At 36.6% G+C, this 24,120-nt stretch carries 19 protein-coding genes; 10 read left to right on the forward strand and 9 right to left on the reverse strand.

Annotated elements, in window-relative coordinates; translation table 11 throughout:
- Positions 1-2 precede the first annotated feature (2 nt).
- Complete coding sequence (locus AC27JL_RS04335; protein ID WP_487194899.1) at positions 3-3,029, forward strand: ankyrin repeat domain-containing protein; 3,027 nt, start codon at positions 3-5, stop codon at positions 3,027-3,029.
- Positions 3,020-5,845, forward strand: a complete 2,826-nt coding sequence (locus AC27JL_RS04340) for an ankyrin repeat domain-containing protein (RefSeq protein WP_487194900.1) — start codon at positions 3,020-3,022, stop codon at positions 5,843-5,845. The genes AC27JL_RS04335 and AC27JL_RS04340 overlap by 10 nt, the downstream gene beginning before the upstream one ends.
- Positions 5,846-5,936: 91 nt before the next feature.
- Here the strand turns inward: AC27JL_RS04340 and AC27JL_RS04345 are convergent, their stop codons facing one another.
- A complete protein-coding gene (locus tag AC27JL_RS04345) occupies positions 5,937-7,133 on the reverse strand; it encodes a hypothetical protein (RefSeq protein WP_487194901.1) in 1,197 nt (398 codons plus the stop codon).
- On the reverse strand, positions 7,133-8,818 hold the full coding sequence (locus tag AC27JL_RS04350; protein ID WP_487194902.1) for an Hsp70 family protein: 1,686 nt from the start codon (positions 8,816-8,818) through the stop codon (positions 7,133-7,135). Before AC27JL_RS04350 ends, AC27JL_RS04345 begins: the two co-directional genes overlap by 1 nt.
- Positions 8,819-9,410: 592 nt before the next feature.
- On the opposite strand from AC27JL_RS04350, the gene AC27JL_RS04355 reads away from it, so the two are divergent.
- Positions 9,411-10,067 (forward strand): hypothetical protein, encoded by a 657-nt coding sequence (locus AC27JL_RS04355; protein WP_010556879.1) that lies wholly within the window; start codon positions 9,411-9,413, stop codon positions 10,065-10,067.
- A gap of 152 nt (positions 10,068-10,219) precedes the next feature.
- Here AC27JL_RS04355 and soxR read toward each other — a convergent pair whose 3' ends face one another.
- Positions 10,220-10,684 (reverse strand): redox-sensitive transcriptional activator SoxR, encoded by a 465-nt coding sequence (gene soxR / locus AC27JL_RS04360; protein ID WP_487194903.1) that lies wholly within the window; start codon positions 10,682-10,684, stop codon positions 10,220-10,222.
- Between the two features lie 78 nt (positions 10,685-10,762).
- Here soxR and AC27JL_RS04365 point away from each other — a divergent pair, with 78 nt between their 5' ends.
- The 6 genes from AC27JL_RS04365 (at position 10,763) to AC27JL_RS04390 (ending at position 15,669) form a co-directional block, all read left to right on the forward strand.
- A complete protein-coding gene (locus AC27JL_RS04365; protein WP_487194904.1) occupies positions 10,763-11,236 on the forward strand; it encodes a flavodoxin family protein in 474 nt (157 codons plus the stop codon).
- A gap of 66 nt (positions 11,237-11,302) precedes the next feature.
- Positions 11,303-11,812 (forward strand): DsrE family protein, encoded by a 510-nt coding sequence (locus tag AC27JL_RS04370; protein ID WP_138739529.1) that lies wholly within the window; start codon positions 11,303-11,305, stop codon positions 11,810-11,812.
- A complete protein-coding gene (locus AC27JL_RS04375) occupies positions 11,812-12,432 on the forward strand; it encodes an SGNH/GDSL hydrolase family protein (RefSeq protein ID WP_487194905.1) in 621 nt (206 codons plus the stop codon). Before AC27JL_RS04370 ends, AC27JL_RS04375 begins: the two co-directional genes overlap by 1 nt.
- Positions 12,433-12,562: 130 nt before the next feature.
- Positions 12,563-14,119: an EAL domain-containing protein gene (locus AC27JL_RS04380; protein ID WP_305472862.1), complete on the forward strand. Its 1,557-nt coding sequence runs from the start codon at positions 12,563-12,565 to the stop codon at positions 14,117-14,119.
- A 67-nt stretch (positions 14,120-14,186) separates the two neighbouring features.
- Entirely contained in the window at positions 14,187-14,705 is a 519-nt protein-coding gene (locus AC27JL_RS04385; protein ID WP_006792596.1) for a hypothetical protein, read from the forward strand.
- Positions 14,706-14,979: 274 nt separating this feature from the next.
- Positions 14,980-15,669 carry a helix-turn-helix transcriptional regulator gene (locus AC27JL_RS04390; protein ID WP_487194906.1) on the forward strand — a complete coding sequence of 230 codons (690 nt, stop codon included), beginning with the start codon at positions 14,980-14,982 and terminating at the stop codon, positions 15,667-15,669.
- An 80-nt stretch (positions 15,670-15,749) separates the two neighbouring features.
- On the opposite strand, the gene AC27JL_RS04395 is transcribed toward AC27JL_RS04390, so the two are convergent.
- From AC27JL_RS04395 to AC27JL_RS04410, 4 genes are read right to left on the reverse strand one after another with little or no spacing between them, the layout of a single operon-like run.
- On the reverse strand, positions 15,750-16,523 hold the full coding sequence (locus tag AC27JL_RS04395; RefSeq protein WP_006792598.1) for a CsgG/HfaB family protein: 774 nt from the start codon (positions 16,521-16,523) through the stop codon (positions 15,750-15,752).
- Complete coding sequence (locus tag AC27JL_RS04400) at positions 16,523-16,948, reverse strand: curli assembly protein CsgF (RefSeq protein ID WP_006792599.1); 426 nt, start codon at positions 16,946-16,948, stop codon at positions 16,523-16,525. Before AC27JL_RS04400 ends, AC27JL_RS04395 begins: the two co-directional genes overlap by 1 nt.
- Complete coding sequence (locus AC27JL_RS04405) at positions 16,938-17,333, reverse strand: curli production assembly/transport protein CsgE (protein WP_006792600.1); 396 nt, start codon at positions 17,331-17,333, stop codon at positions 16,938-16,940. Before AC27JL_RS04405 ends, AC27JL_RS04400 begins: the two co-directional genes overlap by 11 nt.
- Before the next feature lie 43 nt (positions 17,334-17,376).
- A complete protein-coding gene (locus AC27JL_RS04410; protein ID WP_487194907.1) occupies positions 17,377-18,879 on the reverse strand; it encodes a curlin in 1,503 nt (500 codons plus the stop codon).
- Between the two features lie 505 nt (positions 18,880-19,384).
- On the opposite strand from AC27JL_RS04410, the gene AC27JL_RS04415 reads away from it, so the two are divergent.
- Positions 19,385-21,886 carry a S8 family serine peptidase gene (locus tag AC27JL_RS04415; RefSeq protein ID WP_487194908.1) on the forward strand — a complete coding sequence of 834 codons (2,502 nt, stop codon included), beginning with the start codon at positions 19,385-19,387 and terminating at the stop codon, positions 21,884-21,886.
- A gap of 92 nt (positions 21,887-21,978) precedes the next feature.
- Here the strand turns inward: AC27JL_RS04415 and puuE are convergent, their stop codons facing one another.
- Positions 21,979-22,905 (reverse strand): allantoinase PuuE, encoded by a 927-nt coding sequence (gene puuE, locus AC27JL_RS04420; protein ID WP_487194909.1) that lies wholly within the window; start codon positions 22,903-22,905, stop codon positions 21,979-21,981.
- Between the two features lies 1 nt (position 22,906).
- Positions 22,907-24,118 carry a urate hydroxylase PuuD gene (locus AC27JL_RS04425; protein WP_487194910.1) on the reverse strand — a complete coding sequence of 404 codons (1,212 nt, stop codon included), beginning with the start codon at positions 24,116-24,118 and terminating at the stop codon, positions 22,907-22,909.
- Positions 24,119-24,120 lie beyond the last annotated feature (2 nt).

The following is a 24,120-nucleotide window of genomic DNA, read 5'->3' on the forward strand; positions in this document are numbered from 1 at the left end:
AAATGGAAAGGTTATTAAAATGGCTCCTTTTTTACGGGCTTGTTTTCTCATTTGATGTAAACTCAAACTCTATAATCTCTGAGCATACAGCTCAAAACTTTCTAACCCCTTCATTTGCTGCAAACTACCTCTCAGAAAAAGATTTAATTGCTAGATTTAAAAATGGTTACAGTGAAAAATTAGATGCTGACAGTCAGCGAGATCTTTATTCACGGTTAATTAAGAAAGGTTATCATAAAGACAAAATAGCTACTTGGATATCTAACGGGTGGTTAAAACAAACAGTTTATAAAGACGCAATCATATTCGAATTAGATAATAAAGAATATGATGCTGCATTACAAACAGCCCAAAGTGTAGATCTATCTAACTATGAAAATATTGATAAATTAGAAATGCTTCTTCGTTTTATGGAGAGTGGGAATACCTCATTAATAGAGTCGTTTGTTAAAGAGCTTAGAGTTCAAAACTTTTCTGAAACAGATAGAAGTAACGAAAAGGTTGATAGATTGCGTATTTTCAATGCATGGATAAAATTTCAATCTAGCGAAAACTTTACATTAGAGTATTTAAATATGGCGAAAGAGGCTTTTTTAAATAATCCTGAGCTAATACAACCATTTCCATACACTAATGCTTTTATAAGCAAGCAAGCTACATCCGTTTGGTATCAATTACATGGAAGTCAATTAGATGTTAAATTAGTTCTGAATAGTGAATATGTTGAATTTGAAAGTCAATTACTCAAGAATTTGTTTGATTTAGGCCATATTAAATTAGAGCAACATGAATTAGAGATGGTTGAAAAGAACATTAAGGTACTTAGTCAAACAAAACCTGAAACTGACTTAGTTATTGACGGTAAACCATATGAAGAGTTAAACAATATAGTACAGAATCTTGAGCTATTTGTTCCCTACAGTGAAAAGCAAATTTCAATGATTGATATTAATGCTCTAAATGAGTCTTCGAGGTTACATTTACTTGAGTGGGCGATGAGTGTTGATCATCAATACTTAGTTCGTAATTTAGTTTCGAATTACAATATCCCATTACATGAGGCCAAGATGAAGCCAATTGTATTTTTTGAGATTACAGCAGCTCCACTAGAATGGTACTACGCTTTTATGCCAAAGGTATTAGAAGATGCTGCGAAGTTAGGTTTAATAAATGGTTGCAATGATAAAGTAAATAAATATATGTATTTGCTCGAATACATATATATAGGTGGTTTGAATAAAAATGAGCTGCTTTGTTTTTTTTCGAGAACGTCAGATAAAAACTTGCTTTCAAAGATATGGAACACAATTAATAATTTAAGTGAGGATGAACAGCTGGATGCTTTAGTGGATATAATAGACAAGCATCCTAATGTTCTCCGATCTTTATTTTCTGATGGTTTTATTGATATAGATAAATCGAAGTTTTTAATTATATTCGACGAAGAGTTGAAAAAAAATGGTTATTTCTTAGAAAAACTAAGCTTCTTTGAAGCTTTTGGCCTTGAAAGTGATAGATTTGAATCATTAATAAAGCAACAACTAGAAAATACTGACTATATTAAAATTTTTCTATCAGATAATAATGCTTCCCATGATTTTTTTATTCGTGAACCTTGGTTTCAAGATAAATTATGTGCGTTCTTTATAACTAAAAGTTATGGGCGAGAGCTTGAAAGAGCTAAGTATCTTTTAGTAAAAAATAATGTTAGCTGTTCTATTACATCAATAAATATGATTCAAGAAGATGAAGAAATAAACTGGGACTACCTATTAGATGATGGAAGCTTGTTTAGTCACCAAGCTAAAATTGCTTTTTTGTTTGAGTCTATAGAGTCTGAAGATTTTTCTTATTTTACTGATTATATTGAATCACATGGCGTATCTGTATTATCACTAGAAAACACAAAAGGTATTGAGCTTTCTGAAGTACTGGAAGAAAAAGTTAAAAGTTTAGGGTGGGCATCTACTTTATTTAAATCTATATTGACGGAGTATAAATCTGAAGCCAGCCCAAAATATTCTAATAGTGCTACACCCGCAAGGTTACAAACTGCGCTGAAAAACAAAAATTTACATAAATTTAAGCGAGAACTTTTTTCTTATCCTTATTCCGAAGCAATTATAGAAAATTTAATTAATAACTTATCATTAGACTTCTTAACAGCTGAATATCTTAGTTTCAGACATTCAGTAATTAAAATTATATCTTCACACCCTAGCTTTGCAAATTATCAGAATAATTGGGCTCTTTATCGAAAAATTTTCCCAGATGGTGAAGATGGTGGATCTGCTGAGTTATTAAAAACGTATAAAAAACTTGGTTTTAATTTATCTGAGCTAAGATTTCTACCAAAAAAGAGCTATTTTTCTTGCCCAACTTTAATACGTTACTTAGATAACGGTTTGCCTAAAGACATTACAGATATAAAAGGAAAAACATTATTTGAAAAAGTTATAGATAAAGATCTTACTATAGAATGTGTTGAAGCATTGAAAAGTATGGGTGTAAATACTAAAGGGTTATTCAAAGGGCAGTCAATTTATTTAGAATTTTTACTACAATTCAAAGGAAATCGTGCAGTTGATATTGAAGAAATTACAAATATTTTTAAAATGTTTAAACGATTGGGCTACAAAGTTAAATCTGATGTTGCAACTAATAATAGGATCATCCGGGCGTCATTATCCTACGATAAAAATGTTTTAGAATATCTATTAAATAATGGGATAGATATTAATGATTCAATTGACCCTGATTACCCACTAATAGCTCATATTATTCGTAGCTTCCGCTTAGATCTATTTAAAGTTGCTGTTGAACACGGAGCTAGGTTTGATGTTCGATATCAATCTGAGCCGTTGTTATTTTTCGCAATTAATCAATCTCCTGAGATAAGTCAGTGGATGATAAAAAATGGTTACCCGGTTTGTGTGAAAAACTCTAAAGGTAAATCTGTTTATCAAACAGTTTACAATTCTAAAAGCAAGGAAATGCTGAAGTTATACGGAGATAACAAATGCAATTAAGAATAGTGGTTTTATGTACCTTTATGATAGGGATCTTAGCTTGCTCTAAAGCAGAGGTATTTAGCAGGGAAGAGTGGATAGAAAAAATTGAAAACGAAGATTATAAAAGTTTACTCTCTATTATTAATAAAAACAGGGTTGTAGTAGAAAATGCAAACTCAAGTATTTTGCAAAGTGCCATTGAAAGTCAACATATCAGCCTGCTGGAGTATTTAATTGACAATGGTAAGTTGGAAAGAGATGATATTATAAGTGGTTACGAAAAGTCAGCGAGATCGCAAAAAAAGACTTGGCAGTATTTGTTAAACTACGATGCTTATAAAAATCCACGTGACAAGCTTTCTAGCTCATTATTTTTAAGCAATTCAAATTACTTTCCCGATTTAATCCTTAATTACAGATTATTGAGTGATCCAGAAACGAACACATTTTCTGAATATAAAGCTAATAAATATATAACAAACCTTAACTTGTTTTTTCCTGAAAATTTAAAAAGCTCTAAAACGTTCGACAAATTAATTAAAAAGTATTACCGAGATGCAGAACCACTCCATATTTTGTTTATTCGATCTTTATTTTATTTAAAGGCAGATACTAATAAAAAAAAGAATGATATTTACGACAATATAAAAATCTTAGCGAAAAAAGGGCACTTACCTGCCGTTTATTATATTGTCGATAATGAATACGACTTTTATGGCAATAATATTAGTTTAGATGAGCATAAAAATAGGAGAGAGTTGTTACTATTGGCAGCTAAAAGTGGAAATAGTCTAGCTGTTAATGAACTTATATCAGATTATGGAAACATGCTCTCAGATAGTGATTATGAATCACTAAGAAGCAGCCTTCTACTGTATGGTGATGAGTTAGCTTATCGAGAAGTTATAAATTCATTATTGGAACTGAGTTATGTTAACTCTGAACATGTTGACTTCAGGAATAAATTGAACTCATATGCAGCTGTTTTCTTCTTGGACGCGGTTAAAGATAAAGGCCTGGTCATACAGTATGTATCGCCAAATAATGACAATTTATCGAAAGATCTGAAAATTGACTTTATAGAGGCTTACATATTACAAGGTGATGTTAAAAAAGCTAACAAATTAATACTGAGTGTATTAACTCAACAACTAAGCAATGAGCAAGAAGCAAAACTAGTTAGTTTGGTTTTGGAAAGTAATTATAAACCTGACGGTAAAGTTTTAAAGGCGCTTTTTCAATACGTAGATATTGGTAAATATCACAACAGCCTAATTAGATTAGGTCAAGCTCAAATAATTGATGGCATGCCATTAATTGCTTACTTAATTGAGCAGGGTAGATTTCAATTAGCTAATGGCTTAGTTGAAAGTGAGAGTCATTTTGACGAGGAAAAATATGTTTACTCCAGTTTATATATGGCAATACTTGCTAAACAACATGATTTAGTCAAGGAACTAATTAAAAAATCCAGTTCTGAAATGTTACAAAAGCGTTATGGAGTCAATAAAATTTCATTACTGCACCTTTCCGTATCTGTTGCAGACTTAAATTTTGTTGAAGAGTTTAGTACTCATAAAGCGCTGTTAGAGTTAGAAGATAGTAATGGACTTACAGCATTAGACTGGGCGATTCAACTGAATTTAACTGATATAGCTGAATTATTGGCTACTGAAATGGGTATAGATATAAAAGGAATAGAAAAAAACAGTTCAAATGATTGTTTAGTTGATGAAGTATCGGGGCTAATGTGGCTAAATAAAAACAATGATGGTAATTCCATTTTTAGTTGGGAAAGTAAGGTGCACGTTGATAATCCTAGTATTTGCGATATTGAAGCCTGTAGTATCAAAAATGTGATCAAATATTTAAATGAAGTTAAATATTGTGGAATTGGAAATTGGCGTATACCTTCAGTAGATGAATTACTCTCTATTGATGATAACTTACTTTTTTCGCTTAAAGGAAAGCCTGCGGATAGTTATTTCGTAAGAGACAAGCGAGGGAATCTAGTTTTCCTAAATATTACAGAATTTACATCTGGTGTCTTTAGTGTTAACCCCGAGAGAGCGCACATATGGCCAGTAAATGGTATAGCAAAAAAGCTTGTAAAAAATCTAAATGGTAATTTATTTTCTGTTGGTCAGACTAGAGTGATCAATGATGGAACTACCAGGTCAGATATTGTAAAACGTTCAGATACAGAAAACTTTAATCTGGCAAAGCAATTTTATTTTGGGCACATTCAAAAAGAATCAAAAGAAAAAGCATTAGTAATCCTCAATTATTTAAAAGCTAAAGACCATTCTGGATCGCTTGCATTTTTTTCATATCATTATGAACTCAACAACCAGCCAAAGTTAGCATTTCAATTTGCTCTTGCTGCTTTGGAAAATGCCAAAGAAAAGCAATGGGTTTCCTTTGCTAAAGTACGATTAGGTCATTTGTATTTAAATGGTATTGGTACAAAATTAGATGAAGAAAGTGGGGTTAGCCTTTTAAAAGATTCTGCCAACTTGGAAAATGTGGAAGCTATTGTTGTTTTGTCTAATTTTTACCAGCAAAGAGCGATGATAAAAGAACATCTTCAATATCAGTTACAAGCAGCAGAATTAGGTCATATTGAAAGTCAAAGAGCTATGGGGTTAGCATATGCCTTCGGTTATGGTCCTTTTTTAGGACAAAATAATACAAAAGCAGTTGAGTGGTATAGGAAAGCATCAAGTAGTGGCGACAAATTAGCAACTCAGCAACTTATTCGTGCATACACAAATGGTGAGCTTGGACTTGATTTTTCTCAAGAAGAAATAGATGTACTTAAAAAACGGTTATGAGCTGTTTTAAAAATTAAGATAGTAAGTGTTTTGCAAACTATGGGAACTATAAAAACACTTTATTTTATCGATATAAATAATGCGCTTTTTGTCATTTAGTTATCGGTGGGTTGTTAGCAAATTTAAAATAATGCCGTGCTTTTCTAAGTTTACGAATTGCGAATATTCCCCATATGGTACCAAAAGGAAATAATAGCAAGGCGATAACTGCAATAAGCCAAACACAATTAAACGCTAATTTACTATTTTGATAGAGCTTAAAACATACAATGAACTGGCTTAATACGAGCATAAAGTTCTGAAAGTTTGAGGGGCGAAATAGCAGACCGTTTAGTGTTGTAAACAATGAAGCACAGAAAGTAACTAACAGGACAAAACACCACATCATAAACAACGCTTTTAAAGTAAAAAAGCTTGATTTAGCTGCTTCGTACATTGCGATTTCGTCTTTAGAGTATCGATTGAGAGCACTGATACCACCTTGGACCGCTGATAGAGGTTTATGGTTAGGCGTTTCATTATCAATGTATTCCAAGATTGAGTATAATGCGTTTGAATTTACATACGCTTTTAGTGTTTCTTGTTCTTCTTGCCATAAAAATGTGTTGTTTAATAATATTATTGATTGAGTTCCCAGCCCTACAGTTGAGTATTTTGCATGGGGTTTGCCATCACCGACAGCCTTAATTAAAGAGTAAAATGCATTAATCAAATATATGCTTACTTTGAAGTGAGTTTTTTTATTAAGTAGTGTTTGTTTCTGGCTGAATTGATTCCAGCGCTGAAATTGAACATGTTCATCGTCTTCAGATAGTATATCGTCACATATTTGTAATATGTCATCCAGGTTTTCAATTGTAATTTGCTGGTTATCTGACAAGTCAGGAGTTGTTGTTTCTTCTAAAACATTTTGTTCGTTTTTGTTAATTAGATTGTGAAATGAGTTCTCAATAAATACTTCATGATGCTGATGGCAATTAGTATATGATTTACCCGCGCCTTGTTGATCTGCAAGGTATTCGTTTTTATTAAAAAATGGTGTTTTCTCACCAGAAAAATGAGCTTGCTCATCTTGTTTTGAGAAAAACGTTTGGTCTTCAGAAGTTTCTATTTCCTGATCCATAGCATTCTTTGCGTGCTTAATAGCGCTTTTGTATGCATTGTGAAGTGCAGAAAACTCCGTAGCCTTTTCGTCAGGGCGAATAACTTTGACACGAGCAGCATAAGCTTTTTTAATTAAACCAATATCACTTGTTGGTTCTATTTGCAGTAATTCCCAGTCAATCATTAGAACCAACGTTCGCTATCAAACGAGTCTAAAGCTTCACTAAAAACTACCTGAGCTTGTTGTATCTCTCTTGGGTTTTGGTTATCTAGTATATGTTCAAAACGAGAGATTAGTTGACCCACGTCTTCTCTTTTAGAACCAAGAGAGCAACTGTAAATACGTTCGGCTCTTGCTACTAATGACCGATTTTTTTCGCTGTCTCTAGGGTGAAACTTTAGTTGACTTAGCGTTGCTTTAGCACGACTGATTTGCTCATCAGTTAATGCGCCTGGGGCGTTATTAATTACTTTGTTGTAAGTTTTTCCGGTACTTTTTACTTTAACGTCGACCTCTAGCAGCCCGCTCATATCGTAGCTGTAACGAACTGTAACAGGTTGTTTTCCTACTTTGTCTTTGGGCACGCTTATTTTTAATTCACCTAAACAAATATTTCTATGTACTTGTCTGTGTTCGCCTTGATATATGTTAACTCGCATTGTCGTTTGATAGTCTTTGGATGTGTATAAATCTCGTTCAACACTAATAGGTACAATAGAGTTGCGTTCAATAATTGGAAGCATTTGGCCTGGGTTATCAAAATCATCAAGTATCTCAGTGCCCAGCGTAAAGGGACATACATCGGTTAAAACAATGTCATCCAAGGCTGTGTTTTTTTCTACCAGCCCAGCTTGAACACCAGCGCCTATTGATACGACTAGCTCAGGGTTTAAATTGCAAGAAGGTAAACGCCCAAAAAGTTTACTCACCATAGACCGCAGGGCTTTAAGCTTGGTGGCCCCTCCAACTAAAATTACGTCATCAATGTCATTAGGGTGTAAGTTGGCGTCGCGTAGGGCTTGATTAATAGGGTGTTGCGCCCTGATTAACAGAGGAGTTATTACACGATAAAACCAATGTTGCTCTATTGTAAGTTTATATTTTTTGTTTTGATACGATAGTTGTAATTGATGATCTAAGTCATTGTCAATATTGCACTTTATGATTTCTAACTTCATAAATATTTGTTGTCGTTCTTCGCGAGAAAACTGTTGTTTATCAAAGTTATTATCTAAACATAGCTGTTCAAACATGGCATAAACGAAGTCTTCACCACCTAGGTAATTATCTCCGGCACTAGCATGAACTTCCATAACGCCCTCAAAGTACTCTAATATTGAGACATCGAATGTTCCGCCACCCATATCTAAAATCATAAAGGTACCTTGTTGGCGATCATTTAAACTATAAGCCATAGCTGCTGCTGTTGGTTCGTTTATTAGCCTTCTTACGTTAACTCCTGCCAGCTCACCTGCCAATTTAGTTGCGTATCGTTGGTTTTCGTTAAAGTAAGCAGGAACACTAATTATTGCCTCTGTTACTTTTTCGCCTAAAAAAGCTTCTGCGTCTTCGATAAGTGAGCGCAAAACAAAAGAAGATAGCTCGGGGGCAGTAAACGCATGACTACCAATTTCTATCGCATGCTCTGTGCCCATAATGCGTTTGAAAACTGCAACTGTATTCAGCGGGTGACTGATCAACCTCTGTTTGGCGGTGGAACCAACGATGATATTTTTTTCATCGTCAATAGTGACGACTGAAGGAGTCAAAAATTTATTTAAACGGTTGGGAATTTGTATTAACTCTGTGCCTTTCCAAACGCAACATGCGCTATTAGTTGTGCCTAAATCAATTCCTATAATGGCCACGTTCAAGTTCCTTTTGAATTATTGAAAGTTCAACTTTGTATACCGTTATTATCAGCTTAAAAAGGGCTATCAATAACTATGAAAGTAGGCTAAATGTAACATGTGATATACCGCCGAAGTAGGCAGGAAATCAATAATTAAAGGCATTTACTACCATCTGGTTCAGTTGTCTTTTGAGTATATTGGTTTAGCTATACGTTGAACCTTTGTTGTTTGACATAAAACAAGATTACCTTACTAATTCTTTCATATTCAAAGTTAAAGGTTAAGTTTTAATTTTATTGGTTTTTAGTTTAATGAGCCTTTTTAAATGTTAATAAAACCATGTTGTTACTAGGCGTAACTATAATTACAAATTTTTAGCCATCATATGTAAAATATTTAAAATGTCGATTTAATACAGTTTTTAATTTGGAATGTTAAGTTTTATTATTCTGTTTATTGGTATAGTTAATGCTGTTGTATTTTTACTTATAAGAATGTTTTTATTGTTTTATTATCAATAAATATTTTTGTTATATTAATGTTGTTTTTTTTGAAATGGTTTGTATAATTCTGCGCGGGATAAAAAATAAACATTAAAAGGATGAAAATGAATACTTTATTAAAAAAAGTTTTAACTACACTAACTCTTTCTAGTACTTTGATATTAACAGGTTGTATGACAACTGATTTAAAAGTTAATGACAAATACGAACAACCAATCAATTTATCTACTAATAACCCAGCTTTGATTTTTCCGGTTTCATTACATGGCGTGCCAGGTAACAGCAGTGAAGTTGGTTTAGCTATTACTGCGGGTGTTGCTGGTCAATATGGCGCTTCAGTTATTTCTGCTCAGCAGCTATACAGTGTTGTAGGCAACCTTTCTTGGACTTTAGGTGAAAGTATTCGCCGTGGTGCAAATAAAGGTGACTATAAAATAAATTACTACGGTGAAAGAATTGCTACTGACTTACAGTATTCTATGGAAAAGTTAACTAAAGCACTTAAAAGCTCGGGTGTTATTGATGACAAAGACTTTTCTTTTGAAAATGTAATTGTTTTGCATGTAGACAGCACTGGCGGTATTCCAGTACCTGGCGTAAGACGCGTAACGGCTTTTGGTGGCGTAATTAACGTTAAAGATTTAGAAGTAGTGTCTTTTATTGAAAAAGATCTTGTTTTAGCAAATGATCATGACGCTATATTGGCTCAAATGCCTTTAGAAATGAATGCGATTGTTAAAGAGTTAACAAGTAAAAAATAATTGCTTTGGCCTTTCTAAATGAATTTTAGAAAGGCTTTTTTATACTATATAATCATTATTGCAATAATAAAAATATTAAGATTTTATATATTAATTATTCCTTTTTTAACCTCGCTTAATTAAAAATAAATTCAATTTAACTTTCAAATTTATTATAATTTACTTTTTAACAATACTGCTCCACTTTGCTCACTCCCTAAATGATCGTCTTTATTATAAATAGGGCAGCTTTTAAGTGATAAACACCCGCAGCCAATACATCCATCTACGCGGTCGCGTATGCGTTGCATATACGCTATGCGTTCATCTAATTGAGCTTGCCAGCGTTTTGAAAGCGCAGACCAATCTTTTTTAGTGGGCGTGCGGTTATCGGGGAGTGAGGCAAGTGTTTGTTTTATATCGTCTAGCGAAATGCCCATGGCTTGTGCTGCTTTTATAACGGCCACTCGGCGAAGTACGTCGGGTTTGTAGCGGCGTTGATTGCCGCTGTTTCGCCAGCTTTTTATTAAATATTTAGTTTCGTAAAAGTGTAATGTAGACACTTTTACACCACTTCTTTTTGCTACGTAACCTACTGTTAAAGTGGCGTCGATCAGCTTTTTTTGCTCAGCAGACATTAATTTTATTCCATGTATTGACCTCAATATAACTTGAGGTTTTAAGCTCCCTTCAACATTAAAAAAGGAGCTGGAAAAATGCAACAAAAACTTAGTCGTAACACCGTTATTATTTATTCATCGGCACGAAAAAATGGTAACACAGCCGCACATGTTAAAAGTTTTGCTGAGCAAAATGAGCTGCATATTGTGTGTTTAGATGAATTTAAAATACCGCCTTACAGTTACAGTAAAAAATATACTGATGATGAATTTTTCTCGCTTTTTGAATCACTTTTAAATTACGACCATTGGGTATTTGCTTCGCCAGTGTATTGGTATAGCACCACAACACAAATGAAAACATTCATAGACAGAATCACCGATTACATGGATGACGAACATTTAAAACCAAAGTTACGTTTACTGCGCAGTAAAGATTTTTCGTTGCTGTCGAATGCGTCGTCGAGTGAGGCGCCAGATGCTTTTGTTGCGATGTTTAAAAACACATTTAGTTATTTAGGCATGCGTTTTTTAACGCATCATCATAAAAGTTCGCACACTTTATCGTGAATAACTGCCTTTTGTACAAAGCATCTGGTACTTTATTTATACACTAAAAAAGCCAAAGGATTGTTTATGAAATATTTACTATTACTTTTGTTGTTAAGCCCATTATCTTTCGCTAATGAGCAACCTATTAACGGTTTTGGTTATTACTATAAAGTACCAGAGCATGCAGCGATTAATGATTCGACTCAATTTAAAATAGCGTTTGATGTGGCCGATGGCGCTAAAAAAGGCGAGCAAAATAATGCGATGAACTCACTTGCCCGCTTTATAAATATGCATGTTGCACATGGCATTAAACCAGAGAACATTAAGTTAGCATTAGTTGTACATGGTGGTGCAAGTGTAGATGTGTTATCGAACGATGAATATAAAAAACGCTTTAACGTTGATAATAAAAACGCAAGCTTAATAAAACAATTATTGGCAAATAACACGCAGGTATTTGTGTGCGGGCAGTCGGCTACTCACTTTAAAGTAACGCCTAAACAGCTTATACAAGGCGTTACCATGTCTTTATCTGCTATGACCGCGCATGCTCAACTTCAGCAGCAAGGTTACACTTTGAATCCATTTTAATGAAAAAATCTATTTTATGTTTTGGAGACTCAAATACGTGGGGATTAAACCCCGCAACGGGAAAGCGTTTTGAGGAAAAAGTAAGGTGGCCGTCGGTATTAGCAGAAAGGCTAGGTGACCAATTTGCTATTATAGAAGCAGGGCAGCCTAATCGTACGCTTGTGAATAATCCACCATTTAATGGGGACTTATCGGGGGTAAGTTATTTAAAACCGCTTTTAGAAGCGCACTCTTTGACTGCTATAGTGATAGCCCTGGGTACTAACGATTTAAAAAAGCGCTTTAAATTAACGCCCGAGCAAATAGGGAATGGCTTAGCAAATTTAATAGACGGTATTGAAGGGTTTTACGAGGGTTATAAACAACCTAAGCTCATAATATTGAGCCCACCCTATGTTAGTTGTGTAGGGCAATATAAACATGTTTACGAGGGCGCACCGAGTAAAAACCTAGCTTTGAGTAAAGAGTTTGAAAATGTAGCGTGTATTAAAAATGCCAACTTTTATGATTTACAAAAAATCGTTTCTGTTTCACCCATTGATGGGGTACATATAGAAGCCAATAGCCATGCTAAAATAGCGGGTTTAGTGTGTAATTTAATAAATGAAGTTGATGCTTAATTAACGCTAACGCTTAAATTATAACTACGCTATTTACTATGAATATTGTGAGCTTATTTGCATTTAAGGCTGATTATGCAATGATGGAGAACACACTGATAGTGAATGCTTTATAGGCAATAAGGACATAATGAAAAAATACCAACAAAAGTCATTAATTGCAGTATTAACCGGTGTTTTGGTTTTTGTAGTGGGTAGCCTAGTTTTATTGTATTTTGCTGGGCACAAATTAGCGGCCGCAATACAAAAAGATGCAAAGCAAATTGTTAACCACATAGACGCTGCTGTAAGCGAGCGACGCCAAATTCTTTTTCCTTTAAATGCATTAAACTTCTCTGAGTGTAGCGACGAAAACTTACTTGAAATGCGGCGTGCACTTTTTGATGCCAAGTATGTTGTAGATATCGGCTTTTTTAAAAATAACCAGCTTGTTTGTACCACAGGTTCGGGTGTACTAAAAACCCCAATAAACGATAGAACCCCCGACTATATTCGTAACAATCTTGAAAGTAAAAACGACAATAACATCAGAGTTCGGTTTGAGCCTAAGTTAAAAATTTTACTTTTTGAAGAACGAATAATGCAAGTCGTGATAGTTAGGCAGGGTAACTATAATTTAATTATGGATACTGCAGCCATTAGTCGCAGTAACATTGCAGCACCGTACTGGGAAATAACGTATAAAACGGGTTCTGATTCATTTCATTTGGCAGGTAAAAGCGGCTTGAGTAAAGAGCTTGCAAGCCACAAACAAATACCGTTTGAAACCGCACTTATGTGCAGCGATAAAAATACAGGATATTGCGTTGCGGTTAGAACGCCATGGAGTGAGTTTTTCGCTGACAATCAATTTTTGCTGATTATTTCTCTTATATTAACCTGCCTAACGGGTGTGTCGAGCGCGCTAATAGTGGATTATCAAATTGCCGCTCGTCGCTCTACTAATAATAGAGTGCGTAAAGGCTTAACAAAGGGCTCATTTTATTGGACTTACCAACCTATTATTTGTTTGCACACAGGTAAAGTAATTGGTTGTGAGGTGCTAGCTCGCTTTGAAGACAAATACGGGCCACTATACCCCGATGAGTTTATTCCGGTGATACGAAAAAATAATTTAACGTGGTCGTTTACTCAAGCAATGGTAGCAAAAGTGCTTAAAGAGCTTACAGAGTTGGACGATTTACCAACGGGTTTTAAAGTGTCTATTAATATATTTCCTTGCGATGTAGAGCTTGGAAATGTATCGCTGTTGACACAAGAACCTGCACTTATTAATTCACGCTTTATTATTTGCCTAGAAATAACCGAAGACGAGTACCTCGATACTAGCATTGCACATGCTCATTTTAGAACGCTGGTTGATTCTGGATTTAATTTGTCGCTGGATGATTTTGGTACTGGCTATTCTAATTTAAGAAATTTACAAAATTTAAGTTTCCACCAGTTAAAAATAGACCGAACTTTTGTACAAGATATAGCCACGCAAGGTTTAAAAGCGTCTATGATCCCTAATATAATGGAGTTAGTGCGTAAATTTAATTACACCTGTGTAGCTGAAGGAATAGAAACAACTGAGCAAGAAGCTATGTTAAAAAGCGCGGGTGTACATTATGGGCAAGGTTGGAAATACGGCCGGCCAATGAAGGTCGATAAATTTAAACGGTATATAGCACAGCAAACGCTTTAAAAAAGATCGACGATCTTTTTTAAAGCGTATAAGCAGCTAAATTTATTATACAAACAGGCTAATTAGAATGATTAGATCAATATTTACAATGCTTTTGTTACTCTTAATAACTGGCTGCGCATCGCAATACCCTAATCAGCAAGTTGTCGGAAAGCAATTTCCAACGATTACTGGCGAAAGCTTAGAGAAGAAAGAATTTGTTATTCCGAGTGATTTTAACACTGAAAAAACCTTGCTGCTTATAGGCTATAAACAAGATAGCCAGTTTGATATTGATCGCTGGTTAATCGGTTTAGATATGGCAGGTGTAACACTCCCTACCTATGAGTTACCTACCATTGCCGGCATGGCACCGCGAATGTTTAGCACGTTTATTGATAATGGTATGCGCAAAGGGATTCCTAAAGAGTTATGGGGTGGTGTTATTACTATTTATAAAGACGGTGAAGCGGTGCAAAAGTTTACTGGTAACCAAAGTCCTAACAATTCGCGCGTTATTCTTATAGATAGCACAGGGAAAATATTATATTTTTACGACCGTGGTTTCTCTGTTGATGCACTCAATAAATTAAAGGCAAAAATATAACGTTTTAAAGTGTGGTCGTTATTTATGGAAAATTTAAATAACGGCTCAGTATAATTTTTCAGTACTGAGTATTGAGATAAAGCTAATAGGTAATGCTCAACAGATCAGAGCAGTATAATATATGAGGTATAGTATAAATTAATTTTTAAGCTATTGTTATTTATATGTATTAATTTTTTCGCTGCTTTTTTCTCTTTATTCTTAATACTAAAATCGCATTGTAAACCTCGGATATTTTAGTTAATCTAGTATCAAAGTTTCAAGGATGAAATCTATGCTAAAACCGCACACCGTATTTGTTAAAACCACCTTTCAATCTTCTTTTCACTGTGAAAGTTACACAATTATATTAAAAACTATGCAGGCTATTTTTGGTGATATAAAAATGGATGATGCATTGCCTAAACCTGACGCGCGCGACAAGTTTGATTTATATTTAATTGATGGTGCTAAAAATAACTGGCTTGATTTATTACCTGCTGATTTACTTTGTTTAGCAAAAAAGCATAAGGTTGTTTTATTTAATGTTGAGCAAGAGGCTGTTTGCGAAAAAAACTTACTATTAAATCATGTTAATGGTGTTTTTTATAAATCGGATGCGCCAGAAGTTATTTTTAAGGGGTTAGTTAGGATCACATCCGATGAACTGTGGTTTACCCGAAAAGTAATTTCTAAAGCATTTAGTGATATTTTATTAGTTGCTTCGTCTTTTAACTCTTTAAAAGACGATATTACTTTAAAGCAAGACGATTATGCTCACCTGACCAAACGCGAAAAGTCGGTTATTCATTTAATTGCTCAAGGCGCGAGTAATAATACGATCGCGGATAAACTTAATATAAGTGATCACACCGTAAAAACGCATTTGTATAGTGCCTTCAAAAAAACAAATTCACGAAATAGAGTAGAGCTTGCAAACTGGGCCCAGCGTTATGTAGCGGTATTATTACCTATGAGTAAGTAGCTTATTGCGGCTAAATAACAACATAAACCACATAAAAAAGGCTACGTAATGTAGCCTTTTTAGTTTTTTAAAATAAAATATTAAGCTGCTTTTTGAGCCCATAAGCCTTTATCAATGCCCTTTGTAACCAGGTCGGTCAGTGCTTTTTCTATTGCTTGAGTAACGCATATACTCATGGGTTCGTTGTCGCTAAAGCCACCTTCGGCTTCGGCAAGGCGCTTGTAGCTTACATATCTAAAAAAGCCTGCTCTCATTTCTTGGCTTAGTACTTTTTTGCTGGTGGCAACGCTCAATAGCACTTGGCCTGTTCGTACGTCTACGGCGCGTAAATATATTGAAATAGCATCTTCTCTATAAAGCTCAGAGGCGCCAATACCAAAGTACTCCATCCCTAAACCACCGGTTTTTACGTTGGTATCGTAGCTAATAATACCGCCTTCTAAAATTATTTTAGCGGTGGTTAATGGAGGGAGCTCAACACTGTTTGGGTTTTCTGATTGGGCTGCCCGAATAATTTTTCTTTCCGTTAATATATTTTGCAGACCTTCTCGTTCAACCGGTGTAAACCAGTCTGATTCATGAAGCGCTTGTACTAAAATAGAATTAGCGCCTTGTGTTACGGCAGTAGAAAAAGAACTTACATTTGTTTGGGGTTTGTATTGGCCTGTTTGATCTCTAAATGAGTAAACTGAAACCGGTATACTGCCTGCTGGCTTTGGTAAGTTTTTTAGATCGCTGAATATTTCTGTTGGCTCAAGGCTCATTGCATTTTGTTGTGACGGTGGAATTAATTTGCCTAATGTTGAGCAACCGCTTAGCAGTAATAGTATTGCTATTGTTATTATTTTTTTCATTATCCAAACCTCGGTACTTCAATAATCACGACGGTGTCATCAATAATATTTGTTATTTTGACTGTAATGGTATCAGCGGTGCTGGTGATGACTTCAATTTGATAATCGCCACTCATAAAAATTGAGTCTTGGTCAAAAATACTGTCTTCTATATCTTCCCCAAAGGCCATGTCTGTTATTTCACGTACCATACGGTTTAAATAAGTACGTTCAAGTGAGTCCTGAAATTGTTCAGCGTAGCCTTTTTCGATTGAAGGCGCTTTATGTTTATTTTGGGCTTGTGCTTTACTCAATAGCATATTGGCATTAAGTGGGTTACCGCCAAAACTTGGGTTTATTGGGGTATAAACCATTTCAGTTGCTGATGCGCAAAAGGATAATGTTGTTATTATTGTAAATATTATTTTTTTCATTTTACCATCCATTTAAAGCCATATCTTTAGAAGATGTAGCCATGTTTGAGCGAGCCATTGCATCAATCACCGTATAGACCGCTTGTTCAACGCGTGCATCTAATGGCTCTAATCTGCGCCCTAAATAGGTTGCATATATAGTTTGATTGTTCATCACTAAGGTAAGCTTTGTTCCAGCTTTAGGTATTACTGTTTCTTTGATTTCAATGTTAAAACCAGCCGTTGAAGGTAAGTCTCGCCAGTAATTTGAAAATTCATAGTAAAATTGATGCCCAAATCGGCTAATGCTTCTATCAAGTAACAGCCCATCAATTTCAAGTTCATCTGCAGCAACACCTGGAGGGGCCAAATACAAAGCGAGTAATAGCAGGAGAGTGATTTTTTTATTTATTTTCATAGTTTAAAATAGGGGAGTTAAAGCTCCCCTTCATTGTTATTAATTACATTTGTGTAATTGTGGCTGTATTACCGTTGCCAATTTGAGTAACCGTTACAGTACTATTAACACCAATAACACCACCCTCAACAATGTTGTCATTGCCAAGTTGAGTTACATTGAATGTAACGTTTTCACCACCTACTAAAAACGGTGATTGCTCAGTACCAACAACCCAGTTATTTTCACCTTCTTGAGAAATATCTATGCTGTGGCCACTGCCTTCTACCATCATATCGATAAGGTTAAAGTCGCCATTTTGCGCAATATCAATTTGGTTAAAGTTACTATCAAGAATACCTGCAAGTGTAACCATGGTTTCATTTTGCAAGCCATCTTGTGTAATTTCGATGTCGTTTTCATTAGATGTAAGTGAAACATCAGGGTAAGATGATTCAACAACGGCGATGTTTTCTTCACCAAGTTGGGTGAGGTTTACATCATTTCCTAAGCCATTAAAGTTTACTAAATGAGCTGAGTTAACATCGCCAAATTGACTAATTGTAAATTCATTATCTGAGCCTAACACGCCCATGTATGCTTCATTTTCGCTACCATTTTGAATGGCTGTAAGTTCGTTATCGTTACCAATTAACTCCGCAGTTGTTGTATTAAAGTCACCATTTTGCATCGCCATTACTTCGTTGTTTTCGCCTTCAAATAAAGCTGAATCAACATTATTAGCCAAGCCTTCTTGGTCTATACCTACTTCGTTATCGCTACCTACAATAGCAGTGAAATTAATTGTGTTGTCAGCACCTTCTTGCTCAACACCAAACTCATTATTGTCACCGTAAAGATCTGTAAGTGTTACAGCATTTTGGTCGCCAACTTGCTCAATGTCTAACTCGTTATCGTTACCTTGTAGCGAAGTCACTCTGAACGTATTATAAAAGCCATCTTGCTCTACCATTACTGCATTATCGTCGCCTGTAGCGCTTGTAATTACAGCTTCATGCCATTCACCAGTTTGTAATGCACTTAGCTCATTGCCACTGCCTTGCATGTCCATGTTGTAAAACCAATGACCACCTGTACCTTGTTCAATATCAACAATGTTGTCATCACCCACAATAGAGTTGATTGCTTCATTGTTAAAAAATAAACCTTCGCCCTCTTGTGAAACATAAAGCTGATTATTGTTGCCGGTGACTGTAGTTAAAGCACCATTGTACAAACCGTCCTGAGAGTATATTTGTACGTTGTTATCGCCAACGGTGGTTACTTCTACAAAGTTACCTGTTTGGAATTGCGATACCTCGGTCGTGTTGTCATTACCAATGGTGGTAACCTGCATTGCATTGCCATCACCATCTTGCAGCAGTAATGCTGTGTTACCTACTTGGGTTTGCGCAAGTACCATTGAATTGCTCGTGCTTTGCACAGACACTTTTGTGCTTAAATCAGATACTGAGCCAGATTTAGTTGCTGTATCTGCAAAGGTAGAGAAGCTTGTGCCCATTGCAATTGCCACTGCACAGCTTAAAAGTGATTTATTTAACTTCATTATTTTCTCCTTGAAATAAAAATACCGAATGCCCTACGTTATTTTGTTTATATAGAGTATTCGCGTTTCCAGCATGCCGTGCCGGTATAAAGTTGTGATCTAAATGTTATTCAATGTTGTGTTGCGTTTTTTAAATGCACATTCACTGTATTCTTGAATTGTTAATTCTTAAATCATCTTTTTTTACCAATTTTTTTATTGTTTTAATACAATTGGTTATGGTACTTATATTTTTATTCTCACTGTTTTATTAAAAAACCAGTAAAAATTGTTGATCTATTTAAGTGTCCGATTATAAGAATTTGGCTCATAAAAAAGACTGCTTTTAGTGTTTTTTTAGTTGCGCTACTGGTCAAAAATGTTGATTTTTTATTGTTTCCAATTTAAAGACTTGAGTAATTTTTGATTTGTTAGTTTGCTGGGTACATGCCATGTGATCTTTCTTATTCGATGTTGTCAGTAAACTTGCTTAAATTTTTAAGCTTAATCAACTATGGATAGAACAATGAAAACAAAATTATCTATTATTACACTTGCGCTTGTTCCTTGTTTAGCTGCTGCGCAACTACCAGAAACAAGTATTAAGCAATCAGTAACTGCAAGCAGTGATTCGCTTATTGTTAAATACAAAAAAAATGTGTCAGCTAAAATGCGTAAGCAAGCTCGGTCGTTAGTAAGAGCCAAAATCTCTGACATGAACAGCGATGAGGTTGATGATAACTATAAGTCTTTACTTTCAGGCCGCTTAGCTAAATTTAAAGTAACGGGTATGAGTACTAAAGAGGCGATTAAACGCCTTAAAACTCATCAGGCTATTGAGTATGTTGAGCCAGACTACCGTGTAAGCATTGCCACTACGCCAAATGATCCGCGTTTTGGTGACCTGTGGGGTTTAAATAACGAAGGTCAAACTGGTGGTGTGGCTGACGCCGATATTGATGCACCTGAAGCATGGTCAATTTCTACGGGTAGTAGAGATGTGGTTGTTGGTGTAATTGATACCGGTGTTGATTACAGTCATCCCGATCTTTTAGCTAATACTTGGGTTAACCCTGGTGAGATTGCTGGCGATGGAATTGATAACGACGGTAACGGTTATGTTGATGATGTTCATGGTATTAATGCCATAACTAACACAGGTAACCCAATGGATGATGAAGGACATGGTACGCATGTTTCAGGAACCATTGGTGCAAGTGGTAACAATAACGAAGGTATTGTGGGTGTAAACCATGATGTATCTATTGCTGGTTGTAAATTTTTAGATGCTTCAGGTAGTGGTTCAACGTCTGATGCTATTAAATGTATTGACTACATGGTTGGTCTTAAAAACTCAGGTGTTAACTTACGCGTTTTAAATAATAGCTGGGGCGGAGGCGGTTATAGCCAAGCTTTAGCCGATGCGATAACGGCCAGTGAAGATGCAGACATTTTATTTGTAGCTGCTGCAGGTAACGGCGCAGTAGACAACGATGTAAACCCGCACTACCCATCTAACTACGAAAACGACAGCGTGCTATCGATCGCAAGTACCGATAGCAGTGATAACATGTCTGGTTTTTCACAGTGGGGCCTAGAAAGTGTTGATATGGGCGCGCCGGGTAGCGCTATTCTTTCAACTATTCCAGGTGGCGGTTACGCTAGTTATTCTGGCACTTCAATGGCAACTCCACATGTTGCAGGTGTGGCTGCTCTTGTTCTTTCAGTAAACCCTGATTTAACAGCCGTAGAGTTAAAAGAGTTATTAATGAGCAGCGGCGATGCTAATACTGCTTTAACAGGTAAAACAGTTGCAGGTACGCGTTTAAATGCAAACCAGGCATTATTAGATGCTGACCCTACACCTGGCTTTAAATTATCGGTTACTCCAACAACTCAGCAAGCAACTGTTGGCGACACGGTTACCTACACGTTTGAAATTGGTTCGATTGCGCAGTGGGATGGCGATGTAGCGCTTTCTCTTAGCGCTGGTTTAGAGGGGGCAACATTAAGTGCTTCTACGGCACGCCCAGGTGATGAAGTTGTGTTAACTGTAAATACGTTTGATGATACGCCTTGGGGTAATTATGATTTTACTGTTGAGGCAAGTACAGATCAGCAGTTAAAAACACAAACTGTGTCATTAATGCTACAGCCTGCGGGCTTAAACGATTTTACATATAGCAGTGATGAAAACGTATCTATTCCAGATAACGATCCACAAGGTGCAAGCTCTGTAATTACCGTTGCTGATGATTTAACTCTTTTTGGCACTTCTGCCGATGTAAACATTACACATACTTGGTCTGGTGACTTGGTACTGACGCTAACATCAGCTCAAGGCTCTGAAGTTACGTTACAAAGTAACCAAGGTGGCAGTGACGACGATATTGTTAAAACATTTACATCAAGCGCATTTAACGGTGAAGTTGCAACAGGCGATTGGACATTAAGCGTTGTAGATACAGCTGGCTTAGACACGGGTAATATTAATGGTTGGTCCCTTACTTTTAGTGCTATTGGAGAGGTTACTCCTCAGCCACCACAAGCTAACTTTAACGCTGAAATAGAAGGCTTAACGGCCATGTTTACAGATTCAAGCACTGATGCTAATAACGATATTACACAGTGGAGCTGGAACTTTGGTGATGGTGCAACATCGTCTGATCAAAACCCAACTCATGTGTATGCCGGCTCTGGCAGCTACAACGTTGAACTAACCGTAACAGACAGCGAAGGTAATACGAGTACGTATATGCAAACGGTTGTTGTTAGTGATGTAGATATTGAGCTTACATTAAAACGCGCTAATAAATCACGCTTGGGTACTATGCGTGTAGATCTTAGCTGGGGCACAGTAGGAGCTGAATCGATGAACGTTTACCGTAATGGTGAGCTAATTGATACTACGTCGGATAACGGCCGCTACCGTGATTACGAGCGTGGTGCTTCACTTTCTAGCTACGATTACCAATTATGTGTTTCTGATAACGTATGTTCTAACATCGTCACAGTAACATTTAACTAAGTAACACCCCCTTAGAGTAACAAAAGCCCAGCTAAGCTGGGCTTTTTATGTTTTACAATGCCATTATTTTAGAAGCGTCGTCATAATTATAATTATTTGTATGGATGGGTTTTAAGCCAATGCTCCGCAATTTGCTCGCGCGTGGCAAACCATACCTGCTCATGCGAGCGGGCATATTTTAAAAAACGTGCGAGGGCTTTAATGCGCCCAGGGCGGCCAATTAAGCGACAATGCAGCCCTATCGACATCATTTTTGGGGTGTTTTCACCTTGTGGGTCGCCTTCTTCATAAAGCGTATCGAATGCATCTTTTAAATAATTATAAAACTGATCGCCGGCATTAAAGCCTTGCACAGCAGCAAAGCGCATGTCGTTTACATCAAGCGTGTAGGGCACTATTAACTGTGGTTTACCTTCTTTAATGCTGTAAAAGGGTAAGTCGTCGCTGTAGTCATCGGCATCATATAAAAACGAGCCATTTTCTACCACTAGGGCAGCAGTATTTGGGCTTGTGCGTCCGGTGTACCAGCCTTTAGGCTTTTTACCGGTAAGTGCTTGAATGATCTCAATGGCTTTTTGCATGTGCTCGCGCTCGGTTTGCTTATCTATATGTTGATAGTTGATCCAGCGCAGACCATGGCTTGCAATTTCGTGTCCTGCCTCAACAAACGCTTTAGCTACATCGGGATGGCGCTCAAGGGCCATTGCGACTGCAAAAATGGTGACCGGTATATCGTATTTTTTAAAGAGTTTAAGTAAGCGCCACACGCCTGCGCGCGAGCCATATTCGTAAATAGACTCCATGCTTATGTGGCGGTCTTCTACATGCGGAGCACTGACTATTTCAGACAAGAATGTTTCGGCCGCTGCATCACCGTGTAATACACAGTTTTCGCCGCCTTCTTCGTAATTTAATACCACTTGCACGGCTATGCGGGCTTTATTGGGCCAATTTGCATGGGGCACCTGTGAGCCATAACCAATTAAATCGCGCGGGTAGTGTTTAAATTGCTCGCTCATGTTATTGCTCCTTTTTAAGCGCTGTGAGCCAAGAGCCTAGCGTTTCGCGTTCAGCATCAGTCATTTTGGTCATATTTGCCAATGGCATGTCTTTGGTTATAACCGCGCGGGTATGAATAAGCGTGCTGGCTTTTTTTACATCATTGATAGAGTCGAGCTTAAAGCCAAGTGGCGCTGTTTGAAAAAGCTTTGATGTAGGTGTTTCACTGTGGCACTGTGTACAGTGCTTGCTGATTATATCCCACGCTTGAGTGTCGGTAATGCTTGCTTGTAAGGGTGCGTTTTCGCCTGCATTTGTTGGGCTGGTAGGCCATGGAGCTATAGCAAGCATTAGGGCAAAAAAGGCGGCAATACCGCTTACAAGTACTGAAGGTTTATTAACGCCTTGGTGCTTTAAGTTAAAGTAATGGCGTATCCACATGCCAATGCCAAATAACGCAATTAATATAAGCCAGCCAAAGCTGTGGCTGTAGGTATAAGGAAAGTGGTTGCTCAGCATAATAAATACCACTGGTAACGTAGCGTAGTTATTATGAATAGAGCACAGCTTTGCTTTTAAACCCGGTTCTGAATCAGGAATGCGGCCAGCTTCTACTTCGCTTACCATGTAGCGTTGCCCTGGCATAATAATGTGGTACACATTGCCAACCATACACGTACCAATAAGCGCACCTACATGAATATACACCGCGCGGTCACTAAATAGCTGGTCAACCCCGTAGGTCCAAAGGGCCAATATGCCAATGACCACAGCAATAAACGCTTTACCGTTTTCAACGAGCGGGGTTTTGCACAATAATCGATAAACACCATACCCTAAGCCAATAAAGCCAAGCGATGCGCCAATAGCGGCAAATTTACTTAGCTCACTTTTACTGTTATCGATTAGGTAAACATCGGCGCCAACATAATAAAGTAGGCTAAATAATAAAATACCGGTGATCCACGTTGTGTAGGCTTCCCACTTAAACCAGTGCAGGGTGTGCGGCATTTTTTCAGGGCCATTTTGATACTTGGCCACTTCGTAAAAGCCACCGCCGTGCACGGCCCATAAATCGCCTTTTATACCTTTGTCTTGTTTCCACTGGGGTGGTGTTTGTAAGTTGTTATCAAGCCATGCAAAATAAAATGATGCCCCAATCCAGGCTATGCCCGCAATTACATGAAAATAACGCAATACTAAGTGAGCAAGCTCAAATAAATAATTTTCCATTG

Source organism: Pseudoalteromonas sp. 4NS20-0020, assembly GCF_057554385.1.